The sequence below is a fragment of the Tenacibaculum crassostreae genome (genome assembly GCF_964512405.1).
GTDB classification, from domain to species: Bacteria; Bacteroidota; Bacteroidia; order Flavobacteriales; family Flavobacteriaceae; genus Polaribacter; species Polaribacter crassostreae.
In genome coordinates this window covers 234,373-259,499 of record NZ_CAZELE010000005.1, presented here as the reverse complement: position 1 = coordinate 259,499, position 25,127 = coordinate 234,373, and the positions used below count along the sequence as shown (strand labels likewise).

Below are 25,127 nucleotides of genomic sequence, written 5' to 3'. Positions count from 1 at the left end.
TCTTATTTTTTTGATTAGATTACCATTTTTTCTATCGGACAAACCAAAATACCTTCAGCTCCGTTGTTTTTTAATTCATCAATGATTTTCCAAAACTCATTTTTGTTGAGTACGGAATGAACTGAACTCCATCCTTCTTCGGCTAAGGGTAAAACTGTTGGGCTACGCATTCCAGGTAAGATTTTTATGATTTTTTCTAAGTTTTTATTAGGAGCGTTTAGTAAAACGTATCTTGATTGTCTTCCTTTTAAAACCGACTGAATTCTAAACTGTAATTTGTTGAGTACTTTTTGTTTTTCTTCTTTTATTATTGGAGAAACAGCTAGAACTGCTTCCGAAGTCAATAAAACTTCTACTTCTTTTAAATTGTTTTTAAATAGTGTAGATCCGCTAGAAACGATATCACAAATACCATCGGCTAATCCAATGTTTGGAGCAATTTCAACGGATCCATTAATGATATGTAATTGGGCTTGAATATTATTTTTATTCAAAAAGTATTGAACAGTATTTGGATACGAAGTAGCTATTTTTTTTCCTTGAAAGAAGTTTATTCCTTGGTACTTTTCTCCTTTAGGAATCGCTAAAGAAACCTTACATTTTGAAAAGCCTAGTCTTTCAATAAAGGGAATATCGTTTGCTTTTTCAATTAATAAGTTCTCCCCTATAATTGCTGCATCTACTACTCCGTCTTTTAAATATTGAGGAATATCCCCGTTACGTAAGTAGAATATTTCTATAGGAAAATTGCTTGCTGTAGCTTTGAGTTGGTCTTTTCCATTATCAATAGAAATACCACAGTCTTTTAATATTTGTAAGGAATCTTCATTAAGTCTTCCTGATTTTTGTATGGCTATTTTTAATTTACTCATTTTAGTTTTGAATAGGTTTGAGTAAATCGTTTTGAGAAGATATATCCGTGGCGCCTTTGGAAATAAAAAACCCGTTTGATTTACTCAAACGGGTTTAAAATATATTTTGATTTTATTCAATACATTTTCAGATCGCTTGAGTGCAAGTATGAAAATGATGATGATGTAATTGAATAAAACTCATGTCTTTTATTTTGTTGCTACAAAGATTTGTTATTTATTTTAAAATATCCAAATTTTTTATATAAAAAATAAAAACCACTTGATTATCAAGTGGTTTTATATCCTTTTTATTTGAATCTACTTATTTTACAAAGTTAATTTTACGCATACGTAAACTCTCTGGAGTTACTTCTAAGTATTCATCTACTCTGATGTATTCCATACATTCTTCTAAAGAAAAATCAATTTTTGGAGCAATTTTTACACCATCATCAGAACCAGAAGCACGTACGTTTGTTAACTTCTTTCCTTTAATTAAGTTTACTGCTAAATCGCCATCTTTAGAATTTTCACCTACAACTTGTCCTTTATAAATTTCTTGGTTAGGATCAATAAAGAAATTTCCTCTATCCTGTAAACGGTCAATAGCATAAGCAGTAGCTTTTCCTGTTTCAGAAGAAACAATAGCTCCTTTTAAATCTTCAGAAAATTCTCCTTTATAAGGACCATACTCACTAAAACGGTGGTTGATAATTGCTTGACCAGCTGTAGCTGTTAATATCTTATTACGTAAACCGATTAATCCCCTTGACGGAATATTAAACTCTAAGTGTTGTAAATCTCCTTTAGGTTCCATTACTAATAAATCTCCTTTACGTAATGTTACTAAATTAATAGCTTTTGAAGCTACATCTTCTGGTACGTCGATAGATAATGTTTCATAAGGTTCACATTTAACGCCATCAATATCTTTTAAAATTACTTGTGGACGACCAACTTGTAATTCATATCCTTCACGACGCATTGTTTCTATTAATACAGATAAGTGAAGAATTCCACGTCCAAATACGTTAAACTTATCCTCAGTATCAGTTTCATCAACACGTAACGCTAAGTTTTTCTCCATCTCTTTAAATAAACGATCACGTAAGTGACGAGAGGTTACAAACTTTCCTTCTTTACCAAAAAATGGCGAGTTGTTAATGGTAAATAACATACTCATTGTAGGTTGATCTACTTCAATTCTTGGTAATGCTTCTGGAGCTTCTAAATCGGCAATAGTGTCACCAATTTCGAAATCGTCAATACCAGTTACTGCACAAATATCTCCACTACGAACTTTGTCTGCTTCAGCCTTACCCATTCCTTCAAAAACGTGTAATTCTTTGATACGAACCTTTTTTGTAGTACCATCAGCTTTACAAAGCATGTAATCTTTGTTCTTTTCTAAATCTCCACGATATACACGTCCGATAGCAATTCTTCCTTTAAAAGAAGAATAATCTAACGATGTAATTTGCATTTGAGGAGATCCTTCACGGTAAGGTGCTTCAGGAATTGTTTCGATTACAGCATCTAATAAATCGATGATATCTTCTTTTGGCTCTTGCCAATCTGTACTCATCCAACCATTTTTAGCTGAACCGTAAATCGTAGTAAAGTCTAACTGCTCTTCAGTAGCTTCTAAAGCAAACATTAAATCGAATACTTTTTCGTGTACTAAATCTGGCGTACAGTTTTCTTTATCAACTTTGTTTACTACTACAATAGGAGTTAATCCTAACTCGATTGCTTTACCTAAAACGAAACGTGTTTGTGGCATTGGTCCTTCAAAAGCATCAACCAATAATAACACACCATCTGCCATTTTTAATACACGTTCTACTTCTCCACCAAAGTCGGCGTGCCCAGGAGTATCGATTACGTTAATTTTTACGTCTTTGTAGTTTACCGATACGTTTTTAGAAAGAATTGTAATTCCTCTTTCACGCTCTAAATCGTTGTTATCCAATAATAAATCGGTACGTTCTTTACGTTCGTCTAAAATTTTAGCTTGATCTATAATTTTATCAACCAAGGTAGTCTTTCCGTGGTCAACGTGTGCTATAATAGCAATGTTTCTTATTGATTGCATTCGTGCTTATTTTGAAGCTGCAAAAGTAGTGTTTTATTGCTTACGAATTACAAATTTTATAATTTGTGCTTTGAAATTGTTTTTTGAAAGGTAAATTATTGAAGGTAAGACTTATATTACTCTTGTTTTTTTGTCTTTAATTCCTCATCATTTGCTTTAAAAGCACTAGGTAAAATATCAGGAATTAGTTTGATGAGTAAAGGCAAAAGTAATGCTCCTCCTGGTAACATAAATACCGTAAAAGCAGGTATTGCTTTACAAATGTCTAGCATTTGTTCTTTTACTTTTGCCTTTTCTTCATCGGTTAACGAAGTTGTTAACGATTTTTTTATAAGAAAAACTAGCTCCTTACTTTCTTGGAGTTCTATTGCTAGTCTTTTTTTGTTTTTTTGAATAGCTTCTTTTATTTCATCAACCGTATTCATTACAGTTTACGACGCGCTTTTTCGGTTTTTAGTAAATTTAATTCTCGTGACGTTTGTCCTGCTACAGAAGTGTTTTCTTCTGCTCTACGAATTAAATAAGGCATAACATCACGGACAGGACCAAAAGGTACGTATTTAGCAACGTTATAACCTTCTTTTGCTAAGTTAAAGCTAATATGATCACTCATACCATATAATTGCCCGAACCACATACGTTTATCATCTGTAGCAATGTTGTGTTCTTTTGCTAAATCCATTAATAAATAAGAGCTCTCTTCGTTATGAGTTCCTGCAAAAATTGCCATGTTTTTATGATCCATCATATAACGAACAGCTTCGTTATAATTATCATCTGTAGCTTGTTTGTCTACACAAATTGGCGATTCATATCCATTTTCTTTTGCTCTTTCTCGTTCTTTCTCCATATAAGCACCACGAACCACTTTCATACCTATATGAAATCCTTTTTGATGCGCTCTTTGATGTAAATTACGTAAATACTCCATACGATCGTGACGGTACATTTGTAATGTATTAAAAACGATGGCTTTTTCTTTGTTATAGGTTTCCATCAATTCTTCAATTAAATCATCTGCTGCATCTTGCATCCAGCTTTCTTCTGCATCAATTAATAAAGGAACATCTTTCGCTACAGCAGCTTTACATACTTCATGATAACGATTTACGACTCTACTCCACTCTTCTTTTTCTTCAGAAGTCAACTCTTTTCCTTCAGTCAACTTTTGATACAATGCAAAACGACCAAAACCTGTTGGTTTAAAAACAGCATATGGAATAGATTGCTTTTCTTCAGCAAAATTGATGGTTTTTAAGGTCATTTTTAAAGCATCATCAAATTGAGCTTCGTCTTCTTTTCCTTCAACCGAATAATCTAAAATGCTATGAACATTACCTTGTTCGTACATTTTTTCAATGTTAGGTAAACAATCGTCTTCGGTTACTCCTCCACAAAAATGGTCGAAAACCGTTGAGCGGATTAATCCTTCAACTGGTAAATGTGCTTTTAACGCAAAATTAGTTACCGCAGTACCAATACGAACCATTGGTTGACTTTGTATCATTTTAAACAAAAAATAGGCACGTTCTAATTCTGAATCAGATTTTAATTTAAAAGCAGTTTCGGTGTTATCAAAAAGTCTCATTATAGAGGTAATATTAATATCTTATTTATTGACAAATATAAATGAGTAGCATGACATATTTTAATTTTTTCTAGTTAATTTCGCTATATATTTTTAATTCTAATGACTACAATAAACGCAGCAACATATCCTATTCATTTTGATGAAAAAGCATATAATGAATTAAATTCATTAATTTCTAAAAAAAATTATTCATCTATATATATTTTAGTAGATGACAATACTTTAGAGCATTGCTATCCTCGATTTATGCAGTTATTTACTACTGATAAGCCATTAGAGGTTATTCAAATTGATGCAGGTGAAATTCATAAAAATATGGAAACTTGTATGGGGGTTTGGAATGTGATGACTGAATTAGGAGCCGATAGAAAAAGCTTATTAATCACTTTAGGAGGTGGTGTAATTACTGATTTGGGTGGTTTTGTTGCTTCAACTTTTAAACGCGGAATTGATTTTGTAAATATTCCAACTACATTATTAAGTATGGTAGATGCTTCTGTTGGAGGAAAAACCGGAGTTGATTTAGGTGTCTTAAAAAATCAAATTGGTGTTTTTGCAAATCCTGAAATGATTGTGATTGATGCAGAGTATTTACATACGGTTTCTGCTCGTGAAATTCGTTCTGGTACCGCTGAAATTATTAAGTATGGAATGACGCATGATATCAACCTTTTTAATGAAATAAAAGATAATAGTCAGGTTAATATTGTGGATTTAATCCACCGTTCAATAGAAATTAAAAATGACGTTGTTTTAGAAGATCCTAAAGAGCAAGGTGTTCGTAAAGTATTAAACTGGGGACATACTATTGGGCATGGTGTTGAATCTTATTTTTTAGAAAATCCTGAGAAAGAAGCGTTAACTCATGGTGAAGCTATTGCTATTGGAATGGTTTGTGAAGCCTATTTATCATCAGAAATTTTAGACTTTCCGAAGGAAAAAGTATCAGAAATAAAAGATGCTATCATCAAAATTTATGGTAAGGTTCTTATTAATGAAAATGATTTTCAATATATAATTGAATTAATGAAGCATGATAAGAAAAACGTTAGTGGAGAAATTAACTTTGTTCTTTTAAATGATTACGAAAACTTTGAAATTAACTGTAAAGCTTCTGAAGAGCTGATTCGAGAAAGTTTAGCATATTATAATTTATAAAGAAAAAGAGCAACATAAATGTTGCTCTTTTTTGTTTTATTTAGTTACGGTAATAGGAATACTATCTTGAGAACCGTAGAGTTTAATCTCTGTAATATCTGCGGGCATATTCAGCCCATTTTTTATAATCACATTTTTTACGTTTTTAATAACATCACTTTTTATTTCTAAAGTACCTCGTTTATATTCTTTGGTTTTAGTCCAGAAAATTACTTTCAAATTAACGGTACTAACCCCCAGGCTATCTACCGTTACAAAACATTCATGCTCATCGGTATCAACAACACCATTGGTGCTAATAACAGCATCAATAATTACTTTTTTTGCAGTATCTATATCATCATCATAATCAATACCTACAATGAAATCAGAACGGTAAAATCCGTCTTCAGTATAATTATAAACGGGTTTTTTAACAATATCACTGTTAGGAATGTATACATCTCTTCCATCAAACGTTTTTAATTTACTAAATCGGAACTCCATCATTTTAACTTTCCCAAAAATATCTCCGATTTTAACAGTATCATTCACATTAAAAGGTCTATTAAAAGACAAAATAACCCCAGAAATAAAGTTTTCACCAACATCTTTAAAAGCAAAACCTAAAATAACTGCAGAAGCACCTGCAGCGGTTAGTAACCCTGCTGCTACCCCACCTAAACCAGCTACTTTTAAGCCCAACATTAAAACCAGTGTGATTAACCCTATTTTAATAGTTTTACTTAAAAAGTTGGTCATTAAAGGATCGTGAGTTTTTTTAGAAATAGCCTTTTTGAAAAGAGAAGAAATAAAGTTAGCTAATAAGATACCTAAGGCAATAATAATTATAGCAATTATAATACCTGGTATTTGAGCTACAAACTCATTCCAATAGGCTTCTGTAGCAGTTTTTATTTTATTTATAGTGTTGTTAAAATTCATGTATTGTTTTAAAATGTTATTAATTTGTTTTTAAAAAAGAAATTTTGGTGATTACATTACTAAATCTTCTTTTAATTGCTCTACAGTGCTTTTTGTCCACGCATTTAACATCCAACTAGTTTTTTCTAATGAAGCAATATAACTTCCCATCATATCTAAAGTACCTTCATCGCTAGCTTCTTCAGCCTTTTTAATTACTTCAGACATTTGTTTTAATAATGTTTTATGATCGTCTAATAAGATATAAACCATATCAGAATCTGTTTGAAAAGGACTTTCTTCAGAAATTGAAGCTATTTTTAAGTATCTGCTATATCTACTTATCGGATGGTATTGCAAGGTTAAAATACGTTCTGCGATTTCATCTATTTTAGCTCTAGCGTCAATGTACATTTCTTCAAATTTTTCGTGTAATTCAAAGAAGTTTTTACCTACAATATTCCAGTGAAAGTTTCTTAGTTTTTGATAATATACGTGATACTCTGCTAACAACTGATTTAATTCTTTTGCTACAGGTAATACGTTTTCGTTTTGCATATTTAAATAATTCATTATTCTTTATGTTTTGTTGTTAATAAATAAGGTTTACACAAAAATACTGTGAGATTCTAGTGCATTTTTGCTCTATTAATTTTGATGTTTGCTCATTTCAAACTCAAAAAAAGTATTCATAAAAAAAGAGGTGAATTAATTCACCTCTTTAGTATTGTTTAACTGCTTAACTATTACATTTTAAAAGTTTCAAAAACTGCATATTCAAGCTTGTTAGATTCTTTATTTTTATACTCAACTATAAAATCATTATACTTGTTAAAGTATCCAACTCCGTTAAAATCTTTACCTTCTACAATATAAAAGTTATTGTTGATAGATTTAATGGCTCTTGCCGATGTAATATCTTTATCATCTAATTTATAAGTAATTAACAAGTCATTTTTGTTAATTAAGAAATCATATTTGTTTCCTTTATACTTAAAGTATTTAATTTTAGCTTTTGAATCATAGAATGAATCTCCATCATTATCTACCATAATTGTTTTTTCTACGGTAATTGGTGATTCTACAACATCTTGATTTAATCGATGTTTTTGATTCGGGTCAAACTTTGTTGTTTTCTCTTTTTTAGTAATTACTTTTACTTTTGTGTTATATGCAACTCCGTTTTCGTTTACTTTTTGATTCTTTTTTACCTCTGTTGTTTTAATTACCTCTGTCTGTGCATTTGCAACGGTAATACCGAAGATAAATAATAATCCTACTATTAAATTTTTCATTTTTATTATGTTTTAAAAATTACAAGTAGCTTATTTTTAGATGTGTACTTTTTAACATCTGAAATATTTTTTGATATTTCTTATTCTGTTATTATTAAACAAAACCTTTACTCGATTTGTTTGGTACAAAAGTACTGTAAGAGTTCAGTTGTCTTTTGCTCATTTAATTTTGTTTTTTGCTCATTTAATAAATTAACAATATTTAAACACTTCTTAATTGTGTTTACATCAGTTATTTTGTTAAAAATATATAAATAATAAAAAAGGACGCTGTTGCGTCCTTTGAGATTGATTTTATATAAAAGTTAGGTTTATACTTTTTTTCTACCTGTTAATAATGATATAACAAACAAAACTAAAAATATAAAAAAGGCAATTTTAGCAAAACTTGCGGCAGCACCAGCAATTCCACCAAATCCTAAAATACCAGCAATAATTGCAATTATAATAAATGTGATTGTCCAACGTAACATAATTCAAAGTTTTTAAGGTTAATATTTTAAAGTACAACTTTTGTACAATGCAAATTTATGTAGGGTTTACTCTTAATCTTCCCTCATTTAAATTCAATCTTAACTCATTTGCTATGTGCTATTTTCTAATGAAATGAGCAAAGAACAATATCTTTTGAATCAATAAAAACAAGCTTCGTATTGTAATTTTGTGTCAACTAATAATTAATAATTATGAAAGAACAAGACAGGAATTTTAAATTAATTAAAGAGAACCCTCAATCGGAAAATAGAAACTATATTTTTCAAAATAATAAAGTAACAAAAGTAGCATTCTTCATTATTGTAGCATGTTTACTTATTGGAGTTACAATGATTTTTACTTTTAATGAGCAATAAATACTAATTAAATGAATTATAAGCTATCAAACATAGCAAGCAAAGAAAGAATTAAAGAGTTTACCAGATTAAACTTTAGGTATCCTCATTTACATAAGCCTAGACGTAAAATTAATGGATTTAAAGAACAAACAATAAGTATTATTACTATGGATGCTCCAAATGAAATTACGCAAGGTATATGGGGGATTTTACCTCAAAATTATACTGAAAACTGGAGTAAATTTCAAAATATAAAAAGAACGCTACACACCAATAAAGAAGAGATATTACAAAATGTGTTATTTAAAGATGCTTTGCTTTATAGAAGGTGTTTGCTAATTGTTACAGGGTTTTATGCTCACAAAATTATTGATGGTGAAATCGAAAACTATTTAGTTGAAAAGGTAACTCAAGAGCCTTTTTATTTAGCAGGTATCTATAACATTACTAATGACGGATTTACAACTTGCTCTGTAATTAATACCAAAGCTACTAAAGAATTAAACGATTTTAATAACTTGTATGAAGTTATGCCTTTGCAAATACCTAGAATGTTCAAAAATGCTTGGTTAGATTCTTCAACAAATATGAAAGATATTGAGTTTATAATCAGTAAACCCTATGATTCAAAATTTAACATTCAAAGAATAGCTTCTTGAAAAGCTAATAATTATGAAGTAAAAATAATTAGGTAGCCATTTTTTCTTCAATGTAAGATTTTGCGGCTTTGTATATATCTTCAACTTCTTTTATATTGTATCCACTAAACTCTCCTAAAGGATAACAAACTGTAGCATAAGTATTAAAGAATTTATACTCTTCTGATGAAAGCATGAGAAGTTTTGATGCATGTGCTAGAACCTTTAAGGTGGTGTTTAATTCTTCATTCTTCTTTTCTGAAGGAAATACCACATAACTACCAATAACAGGATATTCTGAATCTTCAAAAGGTGTAGTTGGAAAATTATCAATAATTCCACCATCAGAATACATCATGCCATCTATTTTAACCGGATTAAACAACCCAGGAATTGCACATGAAGCTAATACAGGTTTTAATAATTCTCCTTCGTAAAAGTATTGAGTTGCACATCTATTTAAATTAGTTGTAGATACTGTTAATGGAATCTTTAACTCTTCAAAAGTAGGTTTAATTTTATCTTCAATTAATTTTGCATAGTTATATGAATTAAAAATACCTGGTTTGGCAATTGTAATCCATGAATACTGAAATATTTCTGTGCTTTTAAAAAATTCTAATATCTCTTTGGGAGTCATACCAGAAGCATACATCGATCCTACTAAAGAACCTGAACTACATGCAGAAATAGCATGTATTTTAACATTTAGTTCCTCTAACTTTTCAAGTAAAGCAACATGTGCTACCCCTTTTTCTGCTCCACCACTTAAAACCAAATTAACAGGAACAGACTTGTCGAGATCTTTAAGTTTTGCTAATGAGCATTCATATTTTTCTTTTATCATAACAAATTATCTTATGCAATTTTAATTTGGGCTTCTTGTTTGTTTTTTAAAAACTCGCTTGGGCTGATTCCATATTTTCTTTTAAATATTTTAGAGAAGTAACTTCTGCTTGAAAAGCCTATAGAATAAACTATTTGCGAAATGTTATAATCAGTATTATTCATTAAATCACGAGCTTCTTCTAAACGAACATGTCTTATATATTCTATTACAGTTCTAGAAAACAACAACTTAAATCCTTCTTGCAATTTAGCTTGGGTTAAACCTATTTCATTAGCTAATTCTTCTACATTATATTCTTCAGCTACATTTTTAAGAATTTTTTGAGCGGTTTTTCGGATTAAACTAATTTCTTTTTTTGTTAAAGAAGTATCTGGTTTTCTTTTTCGCTTTACATCTTTATTATGTTGCAGCATGTGTTCTGATAAAATTTGGTAAACGATACCTTCTTTTATCAAAATCCGAATCATTCCTTTTTGTTTAATTGCGTTATACTGCTTAATAAGGTTTGCTAATTTTAAATTGTAAGTTCCAAAATAAGCAAAGACATTTTCATGTTGCTGGTCATGAAAAACATTATATAATTTTTTATTTAGTAGCGAGGCGTCGTTCAATCGTTTCTGAATAAATTCTACCCTACTTATTTGAATTAAGTGGATTTTAAGCTTTACATTTTTTTCAAAATATCCGTAGTTAAATCCACCATCTTTACTTGTTATTATTACCGATTGATATTGCTCTAACTTTCTTTTTTTATTCTCTAATTCAAACCTATGATAACTACATCCTTCTGTTGTATAAGTAAAATGAATAGGATTAAACTCTGAAGCGTCCATTACTAAAGTAACGTCGTCTAAAAAAGTTATATCATATTGTAATACGCTTCCCCCCCACTCAAAATTTAAAAAAGTAATTTTACCATTAGCTAAGTTGCTATCAACATCTAACACATACTCTCCCCATCTTTCTGTTATAGTGCCTCCTATTACACTTTGAATTTGCTTAACGGTACCCTGGGTATCTTTAGCTGTGATATTAATTGTTGTCATGCTTAATTGAATAGATTATAAAATTAATAATTTTGTTTAACATTTAAAATAAAAAAATAAACATTTTATTGTAAATGAGTTAAAATTGAAAAGATATGAGCAAAAGCAACTTATGTTGCTGCCTTAATTTTGTGGTATAATATAAAAACAGAGAACAATGAAATTATTAAAAAACGGAATAATAGGAGCGTTATTATTTTTTACTCTTGGCGTTACAGCTCAGCAAATATCTAAAAATGCATTAGGTGTAAGATTAGGAGATAATGACGGATTTGGAGGTGAAATTTCATATCAACACTATCTAAAAGAAAACAACCGATTAGAGTTTGATTTAGGATTTAGAAATTCTAACAATGTAGATGCTTTTAAATTAGTTGGACTATACCAATGGGTAAATAAACTTGATGGAAGATTTAACTGGTTTATAGGTGCTGGTGCCGGTGTAGGTTCATATGAAACTCCCAATAACGATGGTATTTTTGCTTTAGTAGCAGGTGATGTGGGTATCGAGTATAATTTTGATGCTCCATGGGTGATATCATTAGACGTAAGACCAGAGTTAGGTTTAACAAACGATTATAGTGATGATTTAGACTTAGATATTGCACTAGGTATCAGATATCAATTTTAATAACTCCTATAAAAGCGTATAATCATGAATAAAACAATAAAATTAATATTAACAGTAATAGGTGTAGCATTAACACTTTACGGGATATTTAAAATAATATCTCCTGAAGCATCCGTTGATATTGGTGTTGCTGAATTTACTGAGCAAAATAATAAAGATGCATACATCACACTTGGTTTAGGTGTAGTTATCTTACTACTTTCTTTTTTTACTTCAAAAAAATAGAAAAAATATTATTGATGCTAAATGAGTAAGCATCATAAAAGAACATACTCTTAACATTAAAAACATCTTAAAAATGTATAGTTACACACAAGAAGTTGCCGAAAAATTAAATAACCTATTAGAAAAGAATTATGATGCAGTTAAAGGTTATGAAACAGCTGCAGATAATGTTAAAAGTGAATCTTTAACGAGCTTTTTTAACCGAAGAGCTAATGAACGTAAAGATTTTGGAAAACAACTTAAAGCAGAAATAACATCATTCAATCAAACACCAGAAAAAGGGGGAAGTATAGCTGGTAAAGCCCACAGAATGTGGATGGATACTAAAGCATTCTTTTCTAATGAAGATGAAGAAGTAATGCTAGAAGAAGCTTTAAGAGGTGAAAAAGCATCACTTGAAGAATATAATGAGGTTATAAACTCTGAGTTGCATTTACCAGAATCTACCTTAAATCTAATTAAATCTCAACGAGATATGATTTTAAACGATGCAATATTTGTTAAAAAGTTAGAAGAGGTTGAATAGTAAAACTTAATGATAAAAAAAAAGCAGGTTAAACACCTGCTTTTTTTATGTTTATTACTTTAGTATAACAACTTTTATAAATGTCTTCATAAACAGGCAATATATTTTCTAGCGAAAAAGATTTGATATGTTCTTTAGCATTTTCTTTAAATTGATTTAAGATTGCATCATCTTTTAAAATATTGATAGCATTATTAGCCATTTCATCAATATCCCCTAAATTGCTTAAAAAACCTGTTTTACCCTCAATATTTACTTCGGGTAAACCACCAGTATTGGTTGATATAACTGGAGTACTTGCAGCCATAGCTTCTAAAGCGGCTAAACCAAAACTTTCAGTTTCTGAAGGCAATAAAAACACATCTGTATAGCATAAAATCTTTGCTACTTCTGTGCTGTTACCCATAAACAAAACTTTGTCTTCAATTTGTAGTTCTTTAGCTAAGTTTTCAGCCTTCAATCGTTCAGGACCATCTCCTACCATTAATAATTTGGAAGGAATTTCTTTTTGAACTTTATTAAAAATTCGAATAACATCATCTGTACGTTTTACGAGTCTAAAATTACTGATATGCGTTACTATTCGTTCGTTTGGTGCTGCTAAAGCTGCTCTTTTACATTCTCCTTCATGTGCTTTGTCATACTTTTCTCCATCAATAAAATTATATACAACTTTTATCTCTTTTTCAATATTAAATAAACGAAGTGTATCTTTTTTTAAACTGTTAGAAACCGCTGTAACCTCATCCGATTTATTAATACTAAATTCTACTGCAGTTTTGTAGGTTGGGTGACTACCAACTAAAGTAATATCAGTACCGTGTAGTGTAGTAACTACTTTTATATTAATTCCTTTGTCCTCTAACATTTTTTTAGCCATATAAGCTGCATAAGCATGAGGAATGGCGTAGTGTACATGCAAAACTTCAAGTTCATGTTTTTCAACCACCTCTACCATTTTACTTGATAATGCTAATTCATATGGTTGATATTGAAAGAGAGGATATTCTTCTAAAACAACTTCATGAAAATGTAATCGATGAGAAAAAAAGTCTAATCGAACAGGTTGATTGTAAGTTATAAAATGTACTTCATGACCTTTATCGGCTAGTGCCATTCCCAATTCGGTTGCTACTACTCCACTTCCTCCAAATGTAGGATAACATACAATTCCTATTTTCATTTATTTCGTTGTATTTACTTAATTCTAAATTACTGACGTAAATTTACTGTTTTGCTTACGTTTTTATGTGAATAAAAACATAAAAAAATCCCACCGAAGTGGGATTTGATCTATCTATTTAATTTCTTAGTAGTCTCCTAATGTTTCAGGATTTTGTGCTAAAGCTGCTTCTAATTGCTCATCGTTTGGAGCCTTACCGTGCCATGCGTGAGTATGCATCATAAAATCTACTCCATTCCCCATCTCAGTATGTAATAAAACACAAACAGGTTTCCCTTTTCCAGTATGAGACTTCGCTTCTGCCATTCCAGTTAAAATAGCTTCAACATCATTTCCTTCTTTTATTTCTATTACATCCCAACCAAAAGCTTCAAACTTAGCTTTTAAACTTCCCATTGCTAATACTTCATCTGTAGTACCATCAATTTGTTTTTCGTTTAAATCTACCGTAGAAATTAAGTTGTCAACTTTTTTAGCAGCAGCATACATCGCAGCTTCCCAAATTTGACCTTCTTGTAACTCTCCATCACCATGTAATGAGTATACAATTTTATCGTCTCCATTTAACTTCTTAGCTTCAGCAGCGCCAATAGCAACACTCATTCCTTGACCTAACGATCCTGAAGCAATACGAATACCTGGTAGATGTTCGTGTGTTGTTGGATGCCCTTGTAAGCGAGAATCTAATTTTCTAAAAGTTGCCAACTCAGCAACAGGGAAAAATCCGCTGTGAGCTAAAACACTATAATATACTGGTGAAATGTGTCCGTTTGATAAGAAAAATAAATCTTCGTTTGTACCATTCATGTCAAAATCAGTAGAATACTCCATGATTTCTTGATATAAACAAGTAAAAAATTCAGCACATCCTAAAGAACCTCCTGGGTGACCTGAACTTACTGCATGTACCATGCGAACGATATCTCTACGAACTTGTTGTGTAAAGTCTTGTAATTGTTGTGTTGTAGGCATTATTGTTTTGTTTTATGCCCACAAATGTAACTGATTATAAAAAAATGAGCAATTACTTTTATTAGGTTTTTTGCTTTTTCTTTTTAGCTGCTGGAAACAACACATTATTTAAGATTAAGCGGTATCCTGGTGAAGTTGGGTGTAAATCTAATTCTGTTTTGGGATCTCCTACTCTATGCTGATAATCTTCCGGGTCATGACCGCCATAAAACGTAAACATTCCTTTTCCTTTAGTTCCATGAATATAACGCCCTTCTCTGTTCGATTTGTTTTCTCCTAAAACTACTATGGTTGATTTTATTGTATTCGGATCAAAAGACGTCGTTTGCCCCATAAAACCTTTTACTAACATTGTATGATTTTGAGTGAGCATTGTTGGAACTTGATCCCATTTTGCTGAAAATTCTTTCAACGTAAAATAGTCAACCTCTTTGTTAATTCTCCTTTTTCTGGTCATATCAATTGTAGAAAACTCATAAGTGGTTGGATTACGAATCAACTCAAAATCTTTAAAAGCAAAAGTTTTATTAAAATCAATTTTTGATTGATAATTAGGCTCAGATGCGTCACCATCAAACATTCCTTCACAAATATCCACTCCATCGGCAGCTAAAGCAATATCAAAACTATCGGTTGCAGAACACATGGCAAACATGAATCCGCCTCCAATAACATAATCACGGATTTTCTTTGCCACCGCTCCTTTTTCTTCAGATACTTTAGCATATCCTAATTTAGTAGCTAAAGTTTCAGCATCTTTCTTTTGTTGAATGTACCAAGGTGCAGTTCTAAAAGCTCCGTAAAATCGTCCATATTGCCCTGTAAAATCTTCGTGATGTAAGTGTAGCCATTCGTAAAGCAACAGTTTATCGTTTAAAACTTCTTCGTCATATACAACATCAAACGGAATTTCAGCATAAGTCAACACCATGGTTACGGCATCGTCCCAAGGCATTTTATCTTTAGGAGAGTACACTGCTATTTTTGGTGCTTTTTCTAAGGTAACAGCTTCTTGGTTTTTTGAAGGGGAAGAAATCTCTTCTAAAATTAATGCTGATTTAGCATCGGAAATAATTTGATAGGAAACTCCACGAATTTTACACTCTTTTTCAACCGATTCATTGTTCTCAATTAAAAAAGCACCTCCATCATAATTTAGCAACCATTTAGCTTTTAAACCATTTTGTAACGCATAATACACAATACCATATGCTTTTAAATGATTTTTTTGATTCTCATTACTCATAGGTACATAAATAAAGGATGCCCATAGCGAGTTAGAAAAAAGAAAAAATGTTAGTATGTACAATAATTGCTTCATATCAAAAACTAAAAATACACAATTACTTTTTAGCAATTGTGTATTCTATAATAATTTAGGTTTTATTTAATGATTAAAACGGTACATCGTCATCACTTGGACCAAAAGCATCTTCTGGCGAAGCAAAATTATTTGACGAAACTTCGTCGTTAAAACCAGTGTTCATACTCGATTGGAATTCACTACTAAATCCTTCTTCTAAATCGGAGAATTTAGCTAAGTGACCTGTAAACTTCAAACGGATATTATCCAAACCACCATTACGGTGTTTTGCTACAATAAACTCTCCTTGTCCTTCACATGGTGAATGATCGTCGTCATCCCATTCTGTCATTCCATAGTATTCAGGACGGTAAATAAACGATACAATATCGGCATCTTGCTCAATCGCACCTGATTCACGAAGATCGGATAATAGCGGACGTTTACTACCTCCACGGGTTTCTACCGCACGCGATAATTGAGAAAGTGCAATTACAGGCACATTTAATTCTTTACCTAATGCTTTTAAGTTACGAGAAATTGTTGATATTTCTTGTTCACGGTTACCTCCTGCTCCTCCAGCTGTCATTAACTGTAAGTAATCAATAATTAAGATTTTAACTCCGTGTTGCGATACCAAACGACGTGCTTTTGCACGTAAATCAAAAATGGATAACGCCGGAGTATCATCAATAAAAATAGGTGCTTCCGAAAGTTTTTTAACTTTTACATTTAATTGCTCCCATTCGTGTGGCTCAAGGTTTCCTTTACGCAACTTTTCAGAAGTTAACCCTGTTTCTGAAGAAATCATACGGGTAATTAACTGTACTGAAGACATCTCAAGAGAGAATAATGCCACTGGATGCCCAAAGTCAATCGCCATGTTTTTTGCCATTGAAATTACAAAGGCAGTTTTACCCATACCAGGACGTGCAGCAATGATAATTAAATCGGTAGGTTGCCAACCAGAAGTAAGTGCGTCTAACTTGGTAAAACCAGTTGCTAAACCACTCATTCCTTCTTTGGTTGAAATCTCTTGAATTTTATTGATGGATTGTTGTACTAACGAATCGGCTCTTTCTGCTCCTTTTTTTAAGTTTCCTTGAGTTACTTCAAATAACTTTCCTTCGGCATCATCTAATAAATCAAAAACATCCAAGGTTTCGTCATAGGCGTTCTCAATAATTTCAGAAGAAATGGTAATTAATCGTCTTTGAATATATTTTTCTAATATAATTCTCGAGTGAAACTCAATATGAGCAGAAGAAGCAACTTTTTGTGTAAGCCCAATCAAATAAAAGTCTCCACCTGCAATATCTAATTTTCCATTCTTTTTTAACTGATTGGAAACTGAAAGCAAATCAATCGGTTCAGAATTTTGAAATAAGGTATAAATAGCATCATAGATTTCTTGATGACGTTTGTCATAAAAAGCATCTGGATGCAAGATATCAATTACCTCGTCTATCCCCTTTTTATCAATCATCATTGCACCTAATACAGCCTCTTCTAATTCTAAAGCCTGTGGTGGTAATTTTCCTTTTTCTAAGCTAATAATTCTAGCCTTATCGATTTTTGTTCCTTTGAGAGATTGGGTTCTTTCCATAACAGCAAATGTAAATTATTAGAATGATATTTGTAGGAGCGTTACTTAAATTTCTTTTTGCACAAATTTTGTAAACAAAAATGTTATTAACTTGTTGATAACGTTTCAACTTTCTTATTTTTGGGCGTATGAGCCATCAAAAAAGAACTATTTTAATTGCACTAGCTCTTCCAATTCAGCTGCTATTAGTGCAAATTTTACGCCAAAGCCCCATGTGGATTGAACAATATTATAGTACCGGAGTTTATCCGTACATCTCAAGATTGTTGCGAATTCTTTTAGGGTGGATTCCGTTTTCTTTTGGGGATGTTCTTGGTTTTCTATTGCTTTTTTTATTTGTTAAAGGATTGTATCAATTAATCAAAAATAGGTTTAAAAACATTCTACAAGTTTTAATAAAATTCACTGCTTATTTGTCTATTATTTATTTTTGTTTTTATGCGTTTTGGGGATTGAATTATTTTAGAGAACCGTTAGCGAAAAATTTGAATTTAAAACAATCAACTTATACGACTGACCAGTTAGTTTCAACAACAAAATTGATTGTAAAAGAGTTGAATGCTATTCATTTACAAATAACAAAAAACGACTCATTAGAAATTGTAGTTCCTTATTCACAAAAAGAAATTTATGCGTTAGCACCATCAGGTTTTGATAAGTTGACTGAAAATTATCCTCAATTAGTTTACAAAACTTCATCAATAAAAAGTTCAATAGTTAGCTTGTTTCAATCGTATAATGGAACCTCAGGTTATATCAATCCAATAACTGGTGAAGCTCAGATAAATTATATGATTCCTAAAACAGGGTACGCATCAACAACTTGTCATGAAATGGCGCATCAAATAGGATGGGCAGCTGAAAATGATGCTAATTTTGTTGGTTTTTTAGCATCTATAGCCAATGAAGACCTTTACTTTAAATATTCAGGATATCGTATGGCTTATAACTATTGCATAGGTCAAGTTTATAAGCGAGATAAAGAATTAGGGAAGGAAATTGCTAAAACTGTAAATAAAGGAATTTATAAAGATTATAAAGCTACGTATTTACATTGGAAACAGTTTGAAAACCCTATAGAACCCTACTTTAAAAAAGGTTACAATTCGTATTTAAAAGCCAATAATCAAGCAAAAGGAATACAATCCTACAGTTATGTTGTTGATTTGTTAATTGCCTATTTTAATGTGCATAATTAACATAAAATCATTGTATTTCATCTAAGATAATATGTTTGAAATCGTTATTTTTGAAGCTTTAAAAATACTACGATGAATAAACAACATATAATCAACAGATTTATTAAATATGTAACGATTGATACAGAAAGTGATCCTAACAATCCAGCATTTCCTAGTACTGAAAAGCAATGGGATTTAGCTAAAGTTCTTGAAAAAGAATTGAAAGAAATAGGAATGGAAGATGTTGAGTTAAATGAAAACTGTTATTTAATGGCAACTTTACCTAGTAATTTAGATTATGAAGTGCCTACTATTGGTTTTGTTGCTCATATTGATACAAGTCCAGATTTTACCGGAGCAAATGTAAAACCTCAAATTCATGAGAATTACGATGGAAAAGACATTCTTTTAAATAAGGAACAAAACATCGTTTTATCTCCTGATTATTTTGATGATTTATTGCAGTACAAAGGTCAAACAATCATTACTACTGACGGAACAACTCTTTTAGGTGCTGATGACAAAGCAGGTGTTACCGAGATTGTTTCAGCTATGGAATATTTAATTCAAAATCCTGAAATTAAACACGGTAAAATCCGTATTTGTTTTACTCCTGATGAAGAAGTTGGTAAAGGCGCTCATATGTTTGATGTTGAGAAGTTTGGAGCTGAATGGGCGTATACTATGGACGGAAGTCAAATAGGTGAGTTAGAATACGAAAACTTTAATGCAGCTGGAGCAAAGGTTACTATTAATGGTAAAATAGTTCACCCAGGATATGCAAAAGGTAAAATGATTAACTCAATGCTAATTGCTAGCGAATATATTAACGCTTTACCAGAAGATGAGGTTCCTGAGAAAACTTCTGGATACGAAGGTTTTTTCCACTTGCATCATATGGAAGGAAAGGTTGAACAAACCACCTTACACTACATTATTAGAGATCATGACATGGATCAGTTTAACAACCGTAAAAAAGCAATGTTAGACTTGGCAGAAGTTTTGAATGCTAAAAACGGACAAAAATTAGTTTCTGTTGAAATTAAAGATCAATACTTCAATATGAAAGAAAAGGTTACTCCTGTAATGCATATTGTTGATATTGCTGAAGAAGTAATGAAAGATATGGGAATTACTCCACTAATTAAACCAATTAGAGGTGGTACTGATGGTTCTCAGCTATCTTATAAAGGTTTGCCTTGTCCTAATATTTTTGCAGGTGGTCATAATTTTCATGGTCGTTACGAGTATGTACCAGCAGAAAGTATTGTAAAAGCTAGTGAAGTAATTGTTGGTATCGCACAAAAAGTAGCCGTAAAATTTAACTAATATCTACTTATATATAATAAAATCAAAAGCTCTAGCAAATGCTAGAGCTTTTTTAATGATATTTATCTACCCCTTAAAGAAAATATCATAGAGTTTGAAATAAATCCCCTTAACTTTATTTCGAGGCAAATATTGCTCTTTTAAGAAACTCTTATAACAGGAAAATCCCCTTTTTGCAGTATCTAAAAACCTCCTAATTTTACAAATAAAGGCAAATTTGTAAATTTCTTTTATTTAATTTTTTTCAATTATAGTGCTATATACTTTTGCTCACTTTAATTAAAATAATAATGAAAGAACAGCAATTATTAAAACTGACAGAAAAGTATCAATCACCTTTATATGTGTACGATACAGAGAAAATTATTTCTCAATATAACAAGATTACTTCTGCTTTTTCAAAAGTTAAAAAAGTAAAAATTAATTATGCTGTTAAAGCTTTATCAAACATTAATATTCTTAAAGTTTTTAATACTTTAAATAGTGGTTTAGATACAGTTTCTATACAAGAAGTAAAATTAGGATTATTAGCAGGATTTGATCCTAAAGAAATTATATATACTCCAAACGGAGTGTCTTTACAAGAAATAGAAGATGTTGCTAAACTCGGAGTTCAAATAAATATTGATAATTTATCTATTTTGGAATTATTTGGTCAAAAACATCCAACAATTCCTGTTTGCATTCGTATCAATCCGCATGTAATGGCTGGTGGTAATAGTAATATTTCTGTTGGACATATTGATTCAAAGTTTGGAATTTCTATTCATCAAGTACCACATATTAAAAGAGTAGTTGAAAATACTGGAATGCATATTAACGGAATTCATATGCATACTGGATCTGATATTTTAGATATAGACACGTTCATACGAGCAACCGAAATTTTATTTGATGTAGCAAAACAATTTAAAGATATTGATTTTATTGATTTTGGTAGCGGTTTTAAAGTTCCCTATAAAAAAGATGATATTTCAACGAATATTGAAGAATTAGGTGAAAAACTATCAACTAGGTTTAATCAATTTTGTAAAAACTATGGTAAAGAGGTTACACTAATGTTCGAACCTGGAAAGTTTTTAGTAAGTGAATCTGGTTATTTTTTAGCCAAAGTAAACGTTATTAAACAAACTACTTCTACTGTTTTTGCAGGAATTGATAGTGGTTTAAACCATTTGATTCGACCAATGTTTTATAATTCTTATCATCATATAGAGAACATATCTAATCCTAAAGGAAGAGAACGTTTTTACAGTATTGTAGGTTATATTTGTGAAACCGACACCTTTGGTTCGAATAGAAGAATTAGTGAAATAGCTGAAGGAGATATTTTATGCTTCCATAATGCAGGAGCTTATTGCTTTTCAATGGCTTCTAACTACAACTCAAGATATAAACCTGCAGAAGTTATGATGTACAAAGGAAAAGATTATTTGATTAGAAAAAGGGAAACAATTGAAGATATTCTTAAAAACCAAGAAAGTGTAACTTTATAAAATAAAAACTCCAACCGTAATGGTTGGAGTTTTTTTAAAATATAATCAACCCCTCAAAGACTATATTTTAAAACGTTGTAATTAAAGTCCCCTATTCTTTATTTACAGTAACAAATATCACTCAATTATTTTATAAATTTAACAGGAAAACCACCCTTTCTTGTAATTCCTTTTCCTGTTAAATATAAAAACACCAGCTATATAGCTAGTGTTTTTATGCTGATTAAGCTCTTAATTTTTTAAAAAATATAGCGTACGCCTAATTGCATTTGCCAACGAGACAATAAGCTAGAATCAAAACCAAATGTTGTTGATGAGTTTGGTGTAAATGAATAGGTCGGTGTATTCGTTCCATCTAAATTAACACTTAATGGCTGTAAGTTATTTGGTTGTTGTACAACCCCCCAATCAGAATTTAATAGGTTTCCAACATTTAAAATATCTATACTTAATTGTATTGTATTTTGTTTTTCTGAAGAAACATTAAAATTAAAATCTTGCAATATTTTTAAATCCCATTTACCTCTCCAAGGAGCTAATGCTCCATAACGCTCAACATATTGCCCTCTTCGACTACTTAAATAATCATCTTGTTTAATATATTCTTCAAAAGCAGCTACTTGAGCAGGATTAGTAAATTGCATTTGAGTTACCTCTGAACTTGTTGGAACATACAATAAATCATTAATAGTTGATCCGTCATTGTTTATGTCTCCTCCGTACGTATAATTAAATCTCCCTCCTTGAGCATATTCAAAGAATGTAGAAATTGTAGTTGCAAATTTATCACCTCCATAAGTAAACTTCTTAGAAGCAACACCAATAATTCTATGAGTATCTCCATATTTAGAATAAGAAAGTACATCATTATTTGCATTACCTACTACTGGATTAAAAGCAAAAGCATCTCCAGTAATTTCCGCTTCAATTGAATTTACATCTTTTGCATTTAGATAGTTATAAGCAACACTTGTATATAAACCATTATCAAATGTTTTTTGAAGCTTTAAAGAAGCATTCCAAACACGTCCTTTATCAGAATTTGTAAATACATATGCGTTATTTCCTTTATCGCTATTTGCATAAACTTCTCTTTGATCAAATGCAGTATTTAATGTTCCAGATGGATTTCTTAACCCCCAATTTTGAACATGAGCTCCATTAATATCTTTAGTGTACGAAATATCAGTTGTTGCTATAATTCCATTCTCAAATTTCCAGTCTAATCCTAAATTTGTTCTCCAAACTTGTGGGAATTTAAAATCAGGGTTAACTAATTGGAAAAAGCCATCATCAGCACCACTTACTTGGTTTCCTATCCATACAAAAGGTAAGCGGCCTGTAAATACTCCAGATCCACCACGAAGTTGCATAGTTTTATCTCCTTTAACATCCCAATTAAACCCAACTCTTGGTGAAATTAACCATTGGTTTGTTGGCATTTTTGTTGAAAGTAATTCTTGTTCTTCTCCTGTATTAGGATTAAAGTATGATACAGAATTATCTCTTGTAGCACCATTATCTGTATCTATAAATTTTTGAATTAATCTTGATGTATCAAAATACAAAGGTTTATCAAAACGAACTCCATAGGTTAATTTAAAGTTGTCATTCATTTCCCATTCATCTTGAACATAAAATGCTAATTGCCCAACATTAAGTTCTGATAATTTCCAACCACCATCATTACCTGCTCCTTTAGCATTAAAAGATTCATAAGCATTTTGAGTAGCTGCCAAATATTGCTCCACTACTCCACCAGGTTGGGCGTTTGCTAAGAAAGTTGCTACATCTGGATAAGGGCTAAATAATCCATAATACGGGAAAATTCCAAAATTAAAAGATTCATAGTTTACTAAATTAAAAGAGTTTTTGAATTCAAATTTTTCAAATGAAAAACCAACCGTATACGTATGATCTCCTTTGAAAAAGTTCATATTATTAGTTAATTGAAAAACTCTTTGATCTAATTTATTGTTGATAGAAAATGGTTCATGACCAGCTATAATATAATTACTGTTATTACCATCTTGAATAGTTATAACAGGTGCAGGTACTGAAAGCGGGTTTCTAAAATCATCGAAATGAGAATAACCAATCTGTAATTTATTTGTAGTTGTTTCTGATAAATTTGAATTTAATTCTAACTGAAATGAGTTTAAGTTATTATTGATTTCATATCCAGAATTTTCAAACTGCAATGTAGAAAAACTTGGACCTCTAAGACCTATTGCAGTTGGGTGAGCAGGTTTTTCTTTTGAAGCTCTTAAGAAATTATAAATTAAAGCTAATCTATTTTTATCATTAATATTCCAATCTAATTTAAAAATCCCTTTTGTAGACCCTGAACCGTAGGTAAACCCTTCATAAGCTCCAGTATCATATCCTAAAGCTGCCAACGCATCACGAACAGCTATCATATCAGACTCTAATACTCTCGATTCGTTAACAGCTCCACTACCAGTATTTGGTACCCAACCTGCTGTTCCTAAATCTTTACGGTCATCTTTTTCAAAATTAGCGAAGAAAAATAATTTATCCTTTACAATTGGACCTCCTAAACTTACTCCATATTGGTTTTGGTTCAACTTAGGTTTTACAACTTCTTGACCTTTAATTTTACCACCTGTCATGTCTTGATTTCTAAAAAATCCATATACAGTTCCAGTAAATTCATTGGTTCCACTTTTAGTTACAGCATCTACAGAAGCTCCTGTAAAACCAGACAATGTAACATCATAAGGCGCTGTAGAAACTGATATTTGTTCAATAGCATCTAAAGAAATAGGTTGCGCATCAGTTTGTCCTCCTGGTGTTGGTGCATCTAAACCAAACGGATTGTTAAAAATAGATCCATCTAATGAAAAATTGTTAAACTGATCATTTCTACCTCCAAAAGAATTTCCGCTTGCTGTTGGCTCTAAACGTGTAAAATCTGCTGCAGAACGTGATATTGTTGGTAAAGTTTTTAATTGTATCGAGCTAACACTGGTTTGCGCACCTGTTCTATCATTATTGAAAACTTTACTTCTTGAAGAAGAAATAACAACTTCTTCTAATTGTTCTCCATCTTCAGATAATTTACTATCAATATTTGTAGTTTTACCAAGAGTTAAATACACATTATTAACATCTTGCGATTTAAAACCTACATAACTAAAAGTTATTTTGTAGGGACCTCCTACTCTTAAGTTCGGAATGGTATATTTACCATTATCTTGAGCTACGGCTCCAGATACAGTACCTGTGGGTTCGTGTAAAACAACAATATTAGCACCAAATAAAGGTTCCCCTTGACTGTCTGTTACAGTTCCTTTTATTTTTGATGTAGTTACCTGTGAAAAGATAGATAAACTCAAAAAAACAAAAGAAAAAACTAATAATTTTTTCATAATAGTATTGATTTTGTTTA

Annotated in this window: 24 protein-coding genes; 9 read left to right on the top strand and 15 right to left on the bottom strand. The window is 31.0% G+C overall.

What is annotated here, in order from left to right; genetic code table 11:
- Window positions 1-14: 14 nt before the first annotated feature.
- The 4 genes from hisG to ACKTST_RS06510 all read right to left on the bottom strand — a co-directional run bounded on the left by hisG (window position 15) and on the right by ACKTST_RS06510 (window position 4,540).
- The gene (gene hisG / locus ACKTST_RS06525) at window positions 15-872 is read right to left on the bottom strand and encodes an ATP phosphoribosyltransferase (protein WP_408046944.1); all 858 of its coding nucleotides are present in this window, start codon (window positions 870-872) and stop codon (window positions 15-17) included.
- 304 nt (window positions 873-1,176) lie between these two features.
- A complete protein-coding gene (gene typA / locus ACKTST_RS06520; protein ID WP_408046943.1) occupies window positions 1,177-2,949 on the bottom strand; it encodes a translational GTPase TypA in 1,773 nt (590 codons plus the stop codon).
- Between the two features lie 116 nt (window positions 2,950-3,065).
- The gene (locus ACKTST_RS06515; protein ID WP_408046942.1) at window positions 3,066-3,374 is read right to left on the bottom strand and encodes an LETM1 domain-containing protein; all 309 of its coding nucleotides are present in this window, start codon (window positions 3,372-3,374) and stop codon (window positions 3,066-3,068) included.
- Window positions 3,374-4,540 carry a proline dehydrogenase family protein gene (locus ACKTST_RS06510; protein ID WP_408047225.1) on the bottom strand — a complete coding sequence of 389 codons (1,167 nt, stop codon included), beginning with the start codon at window positions 4,538-4,540 and terminating at the stop codon, window positions 3,374-3,376. The genes ACKTST_RS06515 and ACKTST_RS06510 overlap by 1 nt, the downstream gene beginning before the upstream one ends.
- Before the next feature lie 99 nt (window positions 4,541-4,639).
- On the opposite strand from ACKTST_RS06510, the gene aroB reads away from it, so the two are divergent.
- Window positions 4,640-5,698 carry a 3-dehydroquinate synthase gene (gene aroB / locus ACKTST_RS06505; RefSeq protein ID WP_408046941.1) on the top strand — a complete coding sequence of 353 codons (1,059 nt, stop codon included), beginning with the start codon at window positions 4,640-4,642 and terminating at the stop codon, window positions 5,696-5,698.
- A gap of 36 nt (window positions 5,699-5,734) precedes the next feature.
- Here aroB and ACKTST_RS06500 read toward each other — a convergent pair whose 3' ends face one another.
- The 4 genes from ACKTST_RS06500 to ACKTST_RS06485 all read right to left on the bottom strand — a co-directional run bounded on the left by ACKTST_RS06500 (window position 5,735) and on the right by ACKTST_RS06485 (window position 8,369).
- Window positions 5,735-6,622, bottom strand: coding sequence for a mechanosensitive ion channel family protein (locus ACKTST_RS06500; protein WP_408046940.1), 888 nt, complete (start codon window positions 6,620-6,622; stop codon window positions 5,735-5,737).
- A 51-nt stretch (window positions 6,623-6,673) separates the two neighbouring features.
- Window positions 6,674-7,174 (bottom strand): Dps family protein, encoded by a 501-nt coding sequence (locus ACKTST_RS06495; protein ID WP_408046939.1) that lies wholly within the window; start codon window positions 7,172-7,174, stop codon window positions 6,674-6,676.
- A gap of 173 nt (window positions 7,175-7,347) precedes the next feature.
- Complete coding sequence (locus ACKTST_RS06490; RefSeq protein WP_408046938.1) at window positions 7,348-7,896, bottom strand: hypothetical protein; 549 nt, start codon at window positions 7,894-7,896, stop codon at window positions 7,348-7,350.
- 311 nt (window positions 7,897-8,207) lie between these two features.
- Window positions 8,208-8,369: a DUF1328 family protein gene (locus tag ACKTST_RS06485; RefSeq protein ID WP_408046937.1), complete on the bottom strand. Its 162-nt coding sequence runs from the start codon at window positions 8,367-8,369 to the stop codon at window positions 8,208-8,210.
- Between the two features lie 213 nt (window positions 8,370-8,582).
- Here ACKTST_RS06485 and ACKTST_RS06480 point away from each other — a divergent pair, with 213 nt between their 5' ends.
- A complete protein-coding gene (locus ACKTST_RS06480; protein WP_408046936.1) occupies window positions 8,583-8,747 on the top strand; it encodes a hypothetical protein in 165 nt (54 codons plus the stop codon).
- 11 nt (window positions 8,748-8,758) lie between these two features.
- Entirely contained in the window at window positions 8,759-9,388 is a 630-nt protein-coding gene (locus ACKTST_RS06475; protein WP_408046935.1) for an SOS response-associated peptidase family protein, read from the top strand.
- Window positions 9,389-9,416: 28 nt separating this feature from the next.
- Here the strand turns inward: ACKTST_RS06475 and ACKTST_RS06470 are convergent, their stop codons facing one another.
- Entirely contained in the window at window positions 9,417-10,214 is a 798-nt protein-coding gene (locus tag ACKTST_RS06470) for a patatin-like phospholipase family protein (protein WP_408046934.1), read from the bottom strand.
- A gap of 11 nt (window positions 10,215-10,225) precedes the next feature.
- Window positions 10,226-11,263: a helix-turn-helix domain-containing protein gene (locus ACKTST_RS06465; protein ID WP_408046933.1), complete on the bottom strand. Its 1,038-nt coding sequence runs from the start codon at window positions 11,261-11,263 to the stop codon at window positions 10,226-10,228.
- 157 nt (window positions 11,264-11,420) lie between these two features.
- Here ACKTST_RS06465 and ACKTST_RS06460 point away from each other — a divergent pair, with 157 nt between their 5' ends.
- From ACKTST_RS06460 to ACKTST_RS06450, 3 genes are all read left to right on the top strand, one after another.
- A complete protein-coding gene (locus tag ACKTST_RS06460) occupies window positions 11,421-11,894 on the top strand; it encodes a hypothetical protein (protein WP_408046932.1) in 474 nt (157 codons plus the stop codon).
- 24 nt (window positions 11,895-11,918) lie between these two features.
- Window positions 11,919-12,119 (top strand): hypothetical protein, encoded by a 201-nt coding sequence (locus ACKTST_RS06455; RefSeq protein WP_408046931.1) that lies wholly within the window; start codon window positions 11,919-11,921, stop codon window positions 12,117-12,119.
- A 73-nt stretch (window positions 12,120-12,192) separates the two neighbouring features.
- Window positions 12,193-12,645: a ferritin-like domain-containing protein gene (locus ACKTST_RS06450; RefSeq protein ID WP_408046930.1), complete on the top strand. Its 453-nt coding sequence runs from the start codon at window positions 12,193-12,195 to the stop codon at window positions 12,643-12,645.
- 28 nt (window positions 12,646-12,673) lie between these two features.
- Here ACKTST_RS06450 and bshA read toward each other — a convergent pair whose 3' ends face one another.
- The 4 genes from bshA to dnaB form a co-directional block, all read right to left on the bottom strand.
- Window positions 12,674-13,828 carry an N-acetyl-alpha-D-glucosaminyl L-malate synthase BshA gene (gene bshA / locus ACKTST_RS06445; protein WP_408046929.1) on the bottom strand — a complete coding sequence of 385 codons (1,155 nt, stop codon included), beginning with the start codon at window positions 13,826-13,828 and terminating at the stop codon, window positions 12,674-12,676.
- A gap of 126 nt (window positions 13,829-13,954) precedes the next feature.
- On the bottom strand, window positions 13,955-14,800 hold the full coding sequence (locus ACKTST_RS06440; protein WP_408046928.1) for a transketolase: 846 nt from the start codon (window positions 14,798-14,800) through the stop codon (window positions 13,955-13,957).
- 61 nt (window positions 14,801-14,861) lie between these two features.
- On the bottom strand, window positions 14,862-16,046 hold the full coding sequence (locus ACKTST_RS06435) for an asparagine synthetase B (RefSeq protein ID WP_408047224.1): 1,185 nt from the start codon (window positions 16,044-16,046) through the stop codon (window positions 14,862-14,864).
- Between the two features lie 148 nt (window positions 16,047-16,194).
- Window positions 16,195-17,709: a replicative DNA helicase gene (dnaB, locus tag ACKTST_RS06430; RefSeq protein ID WP_408046927.1), complete on the bottom strand. Its 1,515-nt coding sequence runs from the start codon at window positions 17,707-17,709 to the stop codon at window positions 16,195-16,197.
- Between the two features lie 128 nt (window positions 17,710-17,837).
- On the opposite strand from dnaB, the gene ACKTST_RS06425 reads away from it, so the two are divergent.
- From ACKTST_RS06425 to lysA, 3 genes are all read left to right on the top strand, one after another.
- Complete coding sequence (locus tag ACKTST_RS06425) at window positions 17,838-18,908, top strand: DUF3810 domain-containing protein (protein WP_408046926.1); 1,071 nt, start codon at window positions 17,838-17,840, stop codon at window positions 18,906-18,908.
- Window positions 18,909-18,980: 72 nt separating this feature from the next.
- Window positions 18,981-20,219: a peptidase T gene (pepT, locus tag ACKTST_RS06420; RefSeq protein ID WP_408046925.1), complete on the top strand. Its 1,239-nt coding sequence runs from the start codon at window positions 18,981-18,983 to the stop codon at window positions 20,217-20,219.
- 290 nt (window positions 20,220-20,509) lie between these two features.
- The gene (gene lysA / locus ACKTST_RS06415) at window positions 20,510-21,715 is read left to right on the top strand and encodes a diaminopimelate decarboxylase (RefSeq protein ID WP_408046924.1); all 1,206 of its coding nucleotides are present in this window, start codon (window positions 20,510-20,512) and stop codon (window positions 21,713-21,715) included.
- 239 nt (window positions 21,716-21,954) lie between these two features.
- Here the strand turns inward: lysA and ACKTST_RS06410 are convergent, their stop codons facing one another.
- Complete coding sequence (locus ACKTST_RS06410) at window positions 21,955-25,107, bottom strand: TonB-dependent receptor (RefSeq protein ID WP_408046923.1); 3,153 nt, start codon at window positions 25,105-25,107, stop codon at window positions 21,955-21,957.
- Window positions 25,108-25,127: the final 20 nt, after the last annotated feature.